This is a genomic window from Mesorhizobium sp. M4B.F.Ca.ET.143.01.1.1, from assembly GCF_004792275.1.
GTDB lineage: Bacteria > Pseudomonadota > Alphaproteobacteria > Rhizobiales > Rhizobiaceae > Mesorhizobium > Mesorhizobium abyssinicae.
The window spans coordinates 1-279 of record NZ_SRSR01000379.1 but is presented as its reverse complement, the minus strand read 5'-3'; the positions used below and the strand labels follow the sequence as shown (position 1 = coordinate 279).

General features: G+C 68.5%; 1 protein-coding gene. It reads left to right on the top strand.

Annotated elements, in window-relative coordinates; genetic code table 11:
• The coding region (locus EN786_RS37430; RefSeq protein WP_135910241.1) for an enoyl-CoA hydratase/isomerase family protein at positions 1–279 on the top strand (279 nt) is incomplete at both ends.

Genomic DNA, 279 nt, shown 5'->3' with positions numbered 1-279 from the left:
GCGAAGGTAAGGGTTTTTGCGCCGGCGGCGACGTCGAGGCCTGGGGCGCAATGAGTGCTGCTGATTTCCAGGTGCAATGGGTGCGCTACGGCCACCGTGTCTTCGACCGGCTGGCGCGGCTCCGGCAGCCGACCATCGCGGTGCTCTCCGGCCATGCGCTGGGCGGCGGACTTGAACTGGCAGCGGCCTGCGATTTCCGCGTCGCCGAGACGCAGGTGAAGCTCGGCTTCCCCGAAACCTCGATCGGCGTCGTTCCCGGATGGTCGGGCACACAGCGCG